10 protein-coding genes are annotated in these 12,781 nt (G+C 33.6%); 9 read left to right on the top strand and 1 reads right to left on the bottom strand.

Annotation, left to right across the window (positions count from 1 at the left end; genetic code table 11):
* Genes G7051_RS00245 through G7051_RS00215 form a run of 7 tightly spaced genes read left to right on the top strand, consistent with a single transcriptional unit; the run spans position 1 to position 7,532 of the window.
* The gene (locus tag G7051_RS00245) at positions 1–1,092 is read left to right on the top strand and encodes an EpsG family protein (RefSeq protein ID WP_166197588.1); all 1,092 of its coding nucleotides are present in this window, start codon (positions 1–3) and stop codon (positions 1,090–1,092) included.
* A 9-nt stretch (positions 1,093–1,101) separates the two neighbouring features.
* Complete coding sequence (locus G7051_RS00240) at positions 1,102–2,055, top strand: glycosyltransferase family 2 protein (RefSeq protein ID WP_166197586.1); 954 nt, start codon at positions 1,102–1,104, stop codon at positions 2,053–2,055.
* 45 nt (positions 2,056–2,100) lie between these two features.
* On the top strand, positions 2,101–3,243 hold the full coding sequence (locus G7051_RS00235) for a glycosyltransferase family 4 protein (RefSeq protein WP_166197584.1): 1,143 nt from the start codon (positions 2,101–2,103) through the stop codon (positions 3,241–3,243).
* Positions 3,236–3,847: a sugar transferase gene (locus G7051_RS00230; protein WP_166197582.1), complete on the top strand. Its 612-nt coding sequence runs from the start codon at positions 3,236–3,238 to the stop codon at positions 3,845–3,847. Before G7051_RS00235 ends, G7051_RS00230 begins: the two co-directional genes overlap by 8 nt.
* Positions 3,844–4,443 (top strand): acetyltransferase, encoded by a 600-nt coding sequence (locus G7051_RS00225; RefSeq protein WP_166117572.1) that lies wholly within the window; start codon positions 3,844–3,846, stop codon positions 4,441–4,443. Before G7051_RS00230 ends, G7051_RS00225 begins: the two co-directional genes overlap by 4 nt.
* The gene (locus G7051_RS00220) at positions 4,440–5,582 is read left to right on the top strand and encodes a DegT/DnrJ/EryC1/StrS aminotransferase family protein (protein ID WP_166197580.1); all 1,143 of its coding nucleotides are present in this window, start codon (positions 4,440–4,442) and stop codon (positions 5,580–5,582) included. Before G7051_RS00225 ends, G7051_RS00220 begins: the two co-directional genes overlap by 4 nt.
* A gap of 9 nt (positions 5,583–5,591) precedes the next feature.
* The gene (locus G7051_RS00215) at positions 5,592–7,532 is read left to right on the top strand and encodes a UDP-N-acetylglucosamine 4,6-dehydratase family protein (RefSeq protein ID WP_166197578.1); all 1,941 of its coding nucleotides are present in this window, start codon (positions 5,592–5,594) and stop codon (positions 7,530–7,532) included.
* 266 nt (positions 7,533–7,798) lie between these two features.
* Here G7051_RS00215 and G7051_RS00210 read toward each other — a convergent pair whose 3' ends face one another.
* Positions 7,799–9,808: an alkyl/aryl-sulfatase gene (locus G7051_RS00210; protein ID WP_166197576.1), complete on the bottom strand. Its 2,010-nt coding sequence runs from the start codon at positions 9,806–9,808 to the stop codon at positions 7,799–7,801.
* 864 nt (positions 9,809–10,672) lie between these two features.
* On the opposite strand from G7051_RS00210, the gene G7051_RS00205 reads away from it, so the two are divergent.
* Both G7051_RS00205 and G7051_RS00200 read left to right on the top strand, forming a co-directional pair.
* A complete protein-coding gene (locus G7051_RS00205; protein WP_166197574.1) occupies positions 10,673–11,452 on the top strand; it encodes a DUF2490 domain-containing protein in 780 nt (259 codons plus the stop codon).
* Between the two features lie 123 nt (positions 11,453–11,575).
* Entirely contained in the window at positions 11,576–12,736 is a 1,161-nt protein-coding gene (locus tag G7051_RS00200; protein ID WP_166117567.1) for an ATP-binding cassette domain-containing protein, read from the top strand.
* The last annotated feature ends 45 nt before the right edge of the window (positions 12,737–12,781 follow it).

Genomic DNA, 12,781 nt, shown 5'->3' with positions numbered 1-12,781 from the left:
ATGATGACTATTGATTTTATATCTGCAAATATTTATGCATCAATATATTTTTATGTAATGCTATTTGTTGTGCTATTTACAATACTACATAGTTTTACTTTGGATATTGATGATCGCAAAAATCTGTCTTATATAAGGAACATGAACTTCTTTGTGTTGTTCTTCTCCATCTTTTATATAGGGTTACGCCCCATTAATGAGGTATTTGTTGATATGGTATCATATGCTGCATTTTTTAATATGACAAAACAAGGATCACAATTTATACCCATCACAGGAGATGTTCTGTTCGATGCCTATTCGTTTTTATGTTCCAAAATAATGAATGTTCAATCGTACTTTCTTCTTTGTACTATTATATATATTGTTCCCCTCTACATTGTTTCAAAGAAATGGTTTGGAGAATATGCTTTTTATGCATTCCTGGCATTGATTATTTCATTTTCCTTTTGGGCTTATGGAACTAATGGTATACGAAACGGTTTATCTACAAGCTTGTTTATTCTGGCTATCTCCCGTGATAAACGGTTATTTCAAATACTTTGGATAATAGTCGCTATTGGTTTTCATAAATCAATATTACTCCCTACAATCTGTTTTATAGTAGCTCAATTATATCATAAACCGAACAAGATACTTATGTTTTGGGTATTATGTATTCTATTGTCAGTCTCTTTAGGTCATTTCTGGGAGAATCTCTTTTCAAATCTAAACATTGATGATCGAATTAGTTATCTGGCTAATGAGGGTAATAGTAGCATCGTTACAGCGACAAAGTTTCGATGGGATTTTCTTCTTTACAGCAGTATCGGAGCATTTGCCGGATGGTATTATATCAATAAGCTGCATTTTGAGGATAGAATATATAATTGCCTTTATACTACATATCTTCTATCCAATGCCTTCTGGATACTTATAATTAGAGCCAGTTATTCAAACAGGTTTGCCTATCTATCTTGGTTTATACTCGCCTTGATAGTTATTTATCCCCTTTTAAAAGAAAATCTGGTAAATAATCAACAGGTTAAAATTGGGTTTGTTTTATTAGCATATTTCTCTTTTACCTTCATAATGAATGTAATAATATATTGATCTAAGAATATGATGAAAGAATTAAGTATAATAATACCCATATACAATGTAGAGAAATATATTAGGTCTTGTTTAGATTCTGTATATAGACAAAATATTGATCACAATCGCTTTGAAGTTGTAGTCATAGATGATGAGTCTCCTGATAACAGCAGGTTTATTGTGGAAGAATATGCAAAAGATAAAGATAATATTATAATCATAAGCCAAAAGAATAAAGGACTGGGTGGTGCTCGCAATACGGGAATCGAACAAGCTCAGGGAAAATATCTGTTGTTTCTTGATTCAGACGATTATTATTTAGATAATACTTTGGGAATGTTAATAAACCAGTGTGTCCAATTAAGTGTAGATGTCTTAGAATTTGGAGCCCAGGGTATTAATGGGGATGGGAGGATTACGTACAGCAAAATATTTGAAAATTCGGGTATTTATAGCGGAGTAGATTATTATTCGAAAACAAAGTGTATGGATTCGGCTTGTAATAAAATCTATTTAAGAGAATTTTTGATTTCGCATAATCTCTTTTTCCTGGAGAGAATATACATCGAAGATTATGAATTTAATACAAGAGTATTTCTAAAAGCAAAGAGATTTGCTTCAACATCGCTACTTGTTGCATGTTTCTTTCAGAATCAGAGTTCAATAACCCGAAATACCGATCGTTCAAAAAGGTTGAAATTGCGATCAGACCTCATAACGGTTATGGAGCATATCAAATCGTTGGCATATGACTGTGATGACAAGCGATCGATTTCATTAATTGATGAAAGATTAACTTTCTTGAATGTCTCGTTATTTTATCAACTTTTTAAAGACAAGTGTAAACTATCCGAATATAAGGAAATGAAAAATAAGTTATACGAGCTGGACTTAATATACCTGAATCACCCATTGAAGAATAAGAAAAAGAACTTGTTTCGGTCTGTTTTTCTAATTCTAACAAAATTGAAAGTAATCTGATCAATGTATCGATAATCAGTATCTCAAAATTAATGTTTGTCTTTTATGAAAAAGAAAATATGCTTTGTAGTATCATCTCCTATAACAGTAAGAGCTTTCTTATATAATCACATAAGAGAGCTGTCTCGTGACTATGATATTTATTTAGTAGCCAATCTGGTTAATGAAAATATGGATACTCTCAAGGATATACCTTTAGTCGAGATAAAAAGTATTCCACTCTTTAGAAAAATAAATATAGTGCAGGATACAAAGGCACTATTGATGCTTCGTAGATATTTAAAAGAAAACAATTTTGATGCGGTCCATTCTGTTACACCAAAGGCGGGATTGATAGCCATGACTGCTGCCAGATTGAGCGGAATAAAGAATCGCATCCACATTTTCACAGGACAGGTTTGGCATACTCAAAAGGGATTCATGAGAGCATTACTTAAGTTCATGGACATATGTATAGCGACCAATTCTACTTGTATATTGGTTGATGGACAGTCACAGAGAGAATATCTGATACAAAACAAAATTATAAAGGCGAAAGATTCTAAAGTATTAGGAAAAGGCTCTATTAGTGGAGTAGATACGAACAGGTTTGTTCCTGATGATCTTGTATCACAATATATTAGAAAAGAATTGGGTGTTGAGCCTCATGAAATAGTATTTATGTTTCTAGGCCGTCTAAATAAGGATAAAGGTATTTTTGATCTTATAGATGCATTTCTTAAACTGAAAGAAAAATATCAAGATATACGCTTATTACTTATTGGATTTGATGAAGAGAATATAGAGAGTATTACTCGACTTAAATATCAAAATATAGATTCTATATATTTTGGAGGACCAACAACAATAGCCGAGAAGATGATACAAGCATGTGATATATTTTGCTTACCAAGCTATCGGGAAGGATTTGGCACTAGCGTGATCGAAGCCTCCTTATTAGAGAAACCTATAATCTGTAGCGATACATATGGGCTTAGAGAAACCATAATAAACGATAAAACAGGCCTCAGACATGAGGTTAGTAATGTGGATGGATTATACTTATTAATGGAAATTCTAGTCATAAATAAAGAGAAGAGAATGTTGCTGGGAAAGAATGGCAGACAATATGTTCTTGATAATTTTTCGGGACAGACAATTACTAATGAGTGGATTAAATTTTATAACAAATTGTTAGGCGATGTATAAAAATATTTTTAAACCTGTCTTGGATTTAATTTTCTCATTAGTAGCATTTATCATACTGTTACCCATGTTCTTAATTCTAATTCTATTTTTTGCAATAGCTAATAATGGAAAACCTTTTTTCTTTCAAACACGTCCTGGTAAGAACAATAGGGTATTCAAAATTGTTAAGTTTAAAACAATGAATGATCGAAAAGATTCTAATGGAAATCTTCTAGCTGATGAGGATAGATTGACCTCTATTGGCAGATTTGTAAGAAAAACTTCCTTAGATGAAATACCTCAATTACTCAATGTTATTAAAGGAGATATGAGTTTGGTGGGACCCCGTCCTCTATTGATAGAGTATCTGTCGTTATATGATGAGGATCAGGTACGTAGACACGAGGTTCGTCCTGGAATTACAGGATGGGCACAAGTAAATGGTAGAAATGCTATTTCGTGGCAAGAAAAATTCAGGCTTGATGTCTGGTATGTTGATCATATATCTCTGTTGTTAGACATTAAAATAATATGTCTTACGATAGTAAAAGTATTTAAGTCGGAAGGGATTACTTCCGAAAAAAGTGTTACAATAGAAAAATTTGAAGGAAATCAAGAAAGATGAAAAAAGTATATCTGTTTGGTGCAGGTGGCCATGCTAAGGTAATTATAGACATTCTTCAATTAAATGACATTACTGTTGAAGAGTTATATGATGATAATAAAACAATCAAAGATTTTATGGGAATACCTGTTTCTCCGGAAATCAAATCACCATTGATCATCAGTATCGGTAATAATTCGATACGGAAAAAAATTGCTACAGATCTCAACGAAGTTACCTATGATAAAGCAATATCGACGAATGCTGTGATATCACGGAATGTATCCATAGGTGATGGAACTGTTATCGTTCAAGGCTCAATTATACAATCTTGTTCACAAATAGGAAAACATGTGATTATAAATACAGCAGCCACTGTAGATCATGACTGCAATATCCACGATTTTGTACACATTGCTCCCGGAGTAAACTTATGTGGGGGAGTCGAAGTTGGAGAAGGTACTTTAATAGGTGCTGGATCGACTGTTATACCAGGTATTAAGATTGGGCAATGGTGCATCATTGGAGCCGGATCGGTAATCACAAACGATATTCCTGACAATGTAGTTGCCGCAGGCGTGCCTTGTAAGGTCATAAAATATTTAGAAAAGATATGAGCAATAATCGTATTTGGCTTTCTCTGGCACATATGGGAGGTCGTGAGCTAGATTTTGTAAAAGAAGCATTTGATACTAATTGGATTGTACCAATGGGACCTAACGTGGATGCCTTTGAAAAGCAATTAGCTGATTATCTTCATGACGAAGTCTCAGTTGCAGCATTAAGTGCTGGTACAGCAGCACTACATCTCGCATTAATTATTTTAGGAGTAAAAGCCGGAGATGAGGTTCTTTGCCAAAGCTTTACATTTTCGGCATCTGCCAATCCGATAGTTTATCAAGGAGCAACTCCAATTTTTATTGATAGTGAAAAGGAGACATGGAATATGTCGCCCGAGCATTTAGAAAGGGCTATCAAAGACCGCCTATCCCAAGGGAAGAAACCTAAAGCTATAATCGTTGTCCACCTTTATGGAATGCCGGCAAATATGGCTGAAATAAAAGCAATTTCAGTCAAATATGAAATACCGATTGTTGAAGATGCTGCCGAAGCATTAGGCTCGGAGTATAAGCATCAACATTGCGGAACACTCGGAGATATATCTATTCTGTCATTTAACGGAAATAAAATTATCACAACATCAGGTGGTGGAGCTTTGGTTTCTCATAATGAAGAATATATAAAAACAGCTCGTTTCCTGGCAACCCAAGCCCGTGATGCAGCACCTCATTATCAACATACATATATAGGATATAACTATAGAATGAGTAATGTTGTGGCAGGTATTGGACGTGGTCAAATGTTGGTACTACAAGACCGGGTTAAACAAAGAAGAGAAAATAATCAATTTTATAGAGAACAGCTCGAAGGGTTGGAGGGGATAAGTTTTCAAACAGAGCCCTCTTCCGATTATTTTTCCAATTATTGGTTGACATCTATTTTGGTTGATCCACAAAAAATGAATGGTATAACCAGAGAAAAGCTATATGAGATACTCAATGATGCTAATATAGAATCAAGACCACTTTGGAAACCAATGCATCTACAACCCGTATTTAAAGATTATCCATTTTTTGGGGATGGAACGAGCGAGCAATTATTTAAAAATGGTTTATGCCTGCCATCAGGAACAAACCTAAGTTCAAATGATTTATATAGAGTAACTGATTCAATCAAACTATTATTAAAGTTATAAAGAACTCTCATGATTAATCAAATAGGAAGAATTATATATAATAAATTTCTCAAAAACCGCTTGTTAAGCAGATGGTTTATATTTTTCATTGATATCAGCAATATTATATGTGCTACAGTGATTTCGTATTTCCTAACTCTTAAGATATACAATAAAATCACGATAGTATATCATCCTCGCTTTGTTGAATATCTGGGTGTTGCTATCTTTTTCAATCTTTTGTTTTTTTGGGTATTTAAAACATACAGGGGGATTGTTCGTTATTCTACCGTTTACGAATTTCAACGTATACTTATTGCTACACTATTTGCTGACTCTCTACTCTTTCTCACTCTTCACAAAGTAATGGGGCTGTCGGGCGGTGTTTCTCTGGCCTATTGTACCACACTGTTTTTAGCATCACTGGTTGGTCTTTATAGTTTTCGTATTATTGTTGTATGTAGCTATCAAATATTGATTCAGAGATATGAATATAAACTGGCTATTCCTGTATATGTTTGGGGATTAGATGAAGCTACTATTGCTGCCGCACAATTACTTAGAACAAGCTCCCATAAATTTAAAATAATAGGGTTTCTTACTGTCGAATCCGATTCTCAATTGAAGAAAGTAATTGACCTTCCTGTTTTTGTCCTCAAAAAACCTGACGATCTTAATAAATATAAGATTAAAGATGTATTATTTACGAAAGAATCCGATCTGAAAGATCATGTTGCCTATGTTGAAAAATTATTTAGTTCAAATACTCATATCTATATAACACAGGAAACTAATATCGATAACATGTCTCAACTGACAGATGCTGTAAATCGTATACGTCCTATTCAAATTGAAGATCTGTTGGGGCGATCCGAAATAAATATTAGTTTAGAAATAATTGGAGAAAATGTAAAGGATAAAACAATATTAGTAACGGGAGCTGCTGGTTCGATAGGAAGTGAGATTGTAAGACAATTAGCAAATTTAGAACCTCGGTATATAGTATGTTTGGATCAGGCAGAGACTCCCTTGTATGACTTGGATATAGAATTGCAGAAGAAGTATCCCAACCTGAATTATACAGCAATTGTAGGTGATGTTCGTAACAGAAGTAAGCTTGCACAAGTTTTCACGGAATATCGTCCTAATATTGTTTATCATGCTGCAGCATACAAACATGTTCCTTTAATGGAAAAACACCCATGTGAAGCTGTACTTACCAATGTTCATGGAACAAAACTAGTTGTAGATCTGGCAATCGAAAATGCGGTTGAAATGTTTATCATGATATCTACAGATAAGGCTGTTAATCCAACCAATATTATGGGGGCCACAAAACGTCTAGCCGAAATATACGTTCAAAGTTGTGCCAATGACCTATATAAGAATAAATTCAGGACAAAATTCGTAACCACTCGCTTTGGTAATGTTTTAGGCAGTAATGGGTCTGTAATTCCACTATTCAGAAAACAAATAGAGAGTGGAGGACCTATAACTGTTACCCATCGCGAGATAACCCGTTATTTTATGACAATACCTGAGGCCTGTCGTTTGGTATTAGAAGCGTCCGTTATCGGAAAATCCGGATACATCTATGTATTTGATATGGGACAGCCTGTTAAGATATATGACCTTGCCGAAAAAATGATTAAACTGGTAGGGCTAATTCCTGAAAAAGATATTCGAATTGAATTTTCGGGATTACGCCCCGGTGAAAAGCTATATGAAGAGTTACTTAATGATTCAGAGATTACTGAACAAACAACTCATGAGAAGATAATGAAAGCTAAGGTACGCGAATACCACTTTCAGGATATTTTACCTCAAATCGAATCTATTATTTCTATTGCACAAAAAGAAGATAAGTATCAGCTTGTTGTAACAATGAAAAAAATTGTTCCCGAGTTCTTAAGCAATAATTCAGAATTTGAATCTATGGATGTGGATGTATTAAGTGTAAATAATAATTGAGAAGTATACCACTAGTTAAATAAAACATCAGAATTGTTATATACAAAATCCTATGTTTTGCTGATAAATATTAACATTGTATATTTCTACTAATACGGAGGTTCAAATAATATTAATGGTGGAAAAACAAATAATTATATCGATTTTGAATAATGATTTATGATATGACCTAACTTTAAACAATCATAGTAATATGGAAAAAAGTATCCGATAATCTAATAATTATCGGATACTTTTTTCTTATTATTTCAATTAGAAATGATCTATTAATCGGCTCCGATAACAGCAGGTTGATCTTGTTTAAAAGAAGGATTTTTCGATTGATCAGTCTGTTTAGAGATAGTTCCGGGTAAAATCTCAAAACCAATTTCAAATTGATCCAGTACGGATGCTAATTGGCTGATAATTTTAGTATCTCCTTTCGCTTGAACAATGCCGGAAGCTATTAAATCATCAAAACTTTTCACTCCCATCATTATTAAGCTCAGGTCGTTTCTATTGACTGTTAATGTTAAATCGGGATTTGGGGATTGAAAACCTTGGATATTTGTCAAGGTAGCATTGCTCATTTCAACAATGTATTTTTCATTTATATCTGGTAAAATCAGATTAATAACAAAATGCATACCTTCAGCTTTTTTACTATCTACACGGATTCCAAGAAAATCTAACCATAGGTTCACTCCCATCGCCTTAATCATATCCGGACCAGTTCCTTTAGGCGAAGCTCCTTGAGGGATACCATTACGCAGTTCATAAGCTCCTGCGAGAAAACTATTTCTTACACTTGGACTTTCTTTTTGATAGCCTATTTGTTCGTAACAATCGGCTAGTAGGTCTTTAGCAATTTGATTTTTAGGTTCGGCATATACTAATTTATTAAGTATCTCAACCGCATAGAGATATTTACCTTGATCAAATAACTCTTTTCCTTTTTTGATAATAGAGTTAGCTCCACCCATCATCTCTACATACAATGGAGCAGATTCGGCAGGTGATAAGGGGATTAACGTCGCAGGATTACAATCCCAATAGCCTAAATATCGGTTGATGACTGCTCTACTATTATGCTCTACAGATCCGTGATAACTGCGTGCATACCATTGATTTTGCAAACTTTGTGGAACTTGATAGATATTGTGTACCTCATTTATTGTCACACCTTTGTTAGCTAAGAATAAGACACCATTGTTCAAGTTGGCATATGTGTCACGCTGCCCTTTCATTACCTCTTGAATGCGTTGATTGCCGAAACGTGGCCATGAATGTGAGGCAAACATTACTTGTGTATCCGGTCCAAAAAGATATAATGCCTCATTGATTTTTTTAGACCACTCCAAAGCATCTCTTACAAGAGCACCCCTTAGTGTGTAAATATTATGTATTGTTCCTGTTATATTTTCTGCTGCCCAGAAAGCCTTCATGTCTGGGAAATAAGTATTCATCTCGGCTGGTGCTTCTGTACCATGTGTACTTTGAAATACCATTTTTACTCCATCAACGGTTAAGGTGTCAATATCTTTAGTAATAATCATATTTGGTTCAATAAGCCCTAAATTGCCAGATGATGTGTTTTTACCAATAGATTGATCTACATGACCATGAGGATCTGCAGGTAGTAATACTCCATATTGATAAAACATACGTCGGCTCATTGCTGTGCCTGCATAAACGTTCTCAGCAATAGCATGTTCCATAAATCCTTCAGGAGCTATTATTTTTATTTTTCCATTTACTACGTCAGCTTCATCAACTACACCTCTAACCCCACCAAAGTGGTCACCGTGAGAGTGAGAATAAACGACTGCTACAACTGGTCTTTCACCAAGTTGTTCATTAATAAATTTTAGAGCTGCCGCAGCTGTTTCTTTACATGTAAGGGGATCAAAAATAATCCAGCCTGTATCTCCTTTTATAAAACTGATATTTGCTAAGTCAAAGCCCCTAATTTGATAAATACCAGGTAGCACTTCATATAATCCGTAATTCATATTTAAAATAGCTTGTCTCTGCACCGATGGATTGATGCTATAAAAATCTTTTCCATCCAGAAGGAAATCATATCTACCCATATCCCATGCAACATGACCGTCTTCTGCCATGATCTGCTTAAAGTCGGGTGCAGCAATAAAACCCTTTTTTTGTTCTTCAAAATCCTGCTTGTCTTCAAAAGGAAGATTGCTTTTTAGCTCTTCCCATTTACTAATGGTAAACCTTGACGGTTCTTTGCCTTTGGGATCGAAATGTTTGGGTGATGATGTCTTTTCACTTGACATGCTTTGAGATTTACTGCTGAGTGGAATACACAATAATGCAGTAGTTAAAATACAGATTAATTTTCTTATTTGATTTTCATTGTTTAGTTAATCGAATCCTTATTAGTCGTATATTTTTGATACTAATATTATATAAATCATAAAACGTAATGCCTAATAAGGCTGTATTATCTAAGAGCAAATCTCTAATCAAGACGAGAACTCACACTGACTTAATTATGATGTTTTTAACTAAAATTAAAACATATTGTAAAGAATAATGTTCATTATGATAATTTTTCATGATGATGTTTGGATAAGTTCAATATTTAATGTGTAATCACGAATGAATAATACTTAGGAGAATCTCTATCAGCTTATTTTTAAGCTGAATATCATAATTTTAGAGTTGTAGTTTTGACGATTTTCTTAGAAGGATCAAAAGTTCCTTCATTTCATAATTCCGGCATAATCTTCTCTTATAATCAAGTTCATTAAAGCTTCGTTCAATTAGCCAGCATCTTTTTATAGGCTTAAACTCTTTTTTCTTATATCCACTAATAACAATCTCAGATAGGATATGTATGATACGAATAAAAGCGATTTTTCACGTTGCTCCTTAATATGTTTAATTTTTATAGAAATGTTAAGTTTAGTCTTATTTCTGTTGCTTCTAAGATGAAAATCATACGTTATAAATATTATCTTCGAATAGAATTATTTAAGAGCATAAAAAATAATAGCGAATTAATAAATTGAAAAAAAACAATGATTTATGTTAAGTTATAACAAATTATAGGTGTATACTTGCTAAGTAATAAGAGGTCTCAGATCTTAAAACAATCAATAAAAGGAAATGTTATATTGATAATTACAAATTTTCTCATGAAGTATAGAATACTATTTATTACACTTACTTTTCTTTTGATGGAATTGGCTGTTTACTCACAAGAGAATAGTGTTCCAACGAAACAAATAAATCATACTATGCATACTTGGACAGGACTTCTTACTACCTATCGTTTTTCAGATAATTGGGGAATGACAGCCGATTTAATTATCCGAAGAGATGAATTTCTTAAAGAACCGGGTTTTTATTTTGCACGGCTGGGAGCAGGATATTGGTTCAGTGATAATATTTCTCTTGCGATGGCATATGGAAATCTTTGGTTATACAGACCTCAGCTTAGGGATAAGAATTTCATACTGGAATATCGCTTCGATCAACAATTGGTTGTAGCATCTAGTCTATGGAAATTTAATGTTACACAACGTTTCAGAATAGAATCGCGTTGGCGGGAAATAGTTGAAGGAGATCAAACTTTAGGTAGAACATTTTCAGAACGTATTCGGTATTTATATACTTTCCGTTTGCCTATATCTAAAAATCCATCTGTACCACAACTTATGTTTAGTAATGAAATTTTACTCCAATTTGGTAAGCAGATCGTAAATAATCCATTAGATCAAATCCGCTTATTTGTCGGTATTCGTCATTCATTAGGAAAGGGTGTGGCGTATGATTTAGGATATTTCCCTATTTTTCAGCAAACAGCAGCCGGAAATGTATATAATCTTAATCATACAATTCGCTTATTGTTTTATTTTTCCACGAAAAAATCGAAATTAGATAATTATAATTTGCAAATGGAGGAACAAGAGTAGCTCAATTCTGAAAATTGTTTATGGAAGGAATGCAGTCGTAAATCATAAAAAAGCAACTTCTTCGTTAGTTATTTATAGAAAGTATATATCTTAGCTGTTAATATTTTAATTCACACTACAACTATGTCTCTTTTTGAAACTCATTACAAAAACATATACCAATTGTTAGAATATGAAGATTATCCAAATCTTCTGAAAAAAATAATTGATTTGGCATTAGATACAGAAGATTTGTCTTATTACAAAAAGACAGTGTATTTACTCGATTGGCTAGAGCTGAATCAAACTAATATTCCAGAAATACGGGAACGATTTAAAATTTTATTGGACGATCTTTTTGCTTTTTTACAGAAAAAAGGGAATAGTCAGGGTGAAAAACTACTTATTGTTCAGAATTTAATAAAAGCTTATACTCAATCTTATTTTGCTTTAGGACCAATTAGCTTCGATATCTCTGAGGGCGAAATAATTGGATTGGTAGGAGAGAATGGTAATGGGAAAACAACATTATTACGCTCACTGTGTGGTGAATTAGCTCCAACAAATGGCAAAATCGATTATTTATTTGAATATAAAGATAATTATGATCTTCGTTCCCAGTTGATATATATACCGCAACGAACTAAAGATTGGCATGGAACATTATTATCTAATTTGCAATTTACTGCGGCTTCCTATGGAATCTTAGGAGAGGAAAACGAAAACCTGGTTCAGCTTGTTATAGCACGAATGGGATTGAGGGGATATCGTAATCTGAATTGGAATAGTCTGTCATCAGGTTATAAGATGAGGTTTGAGTTAGCAAGAATGTTACTTCGTAAGCCTAAACTTCTGTTGATTGATGAGCCTCTTGCTAATCTTGATATTTTGGCTCAACAAGTCGTCTTAGATGATTTTAGAGATATTGCAAAATCACCATTCCGTCCATTGGGGATAGTCTTGAGTTCTCAACAATTGTATGAAGTCGAAAAAACATCGGATAGGGTTATTTTCTTAAAAAAGGGACAACCTCAAAATGCAGATGTAAAAGAAGGTGTTGCTGAATTTAAAGAGGTCGCAAAGTTTATTGTCGAATTTGAAAGTGACTGGAGCCAAGAAGAGCTTCGTACTGTATTCTCTAATCTGGAACTGGAAACTTTACAAATAAAAGGGGGAACCTATATTGCTATTTTCCCTGCAAATATTTCACAAGAACGATTTCTCCAGGTTATTGTAGATAATCATATACCATTGAATTATTTCAGAAATATATCTAACTCTACACGCCGTTTCTTCCTGTCATAAAGAAGAGACCAGGTTTCATATTCTTATTATTTATTATTACAGTAC

The sequence above is a fragment of the Dysgonomonas sp. HDW5B genome (assembly GCF_011299335.1).
Lineage (GTDB): Bacteria > Bacteroidota > Bacteroidia > Bacteroidales > Dysgonomonadaceae > Dysgonomonas_A.
This window is presented reverse-complemented; position numbering and strand designations above follow the sequence as displayed.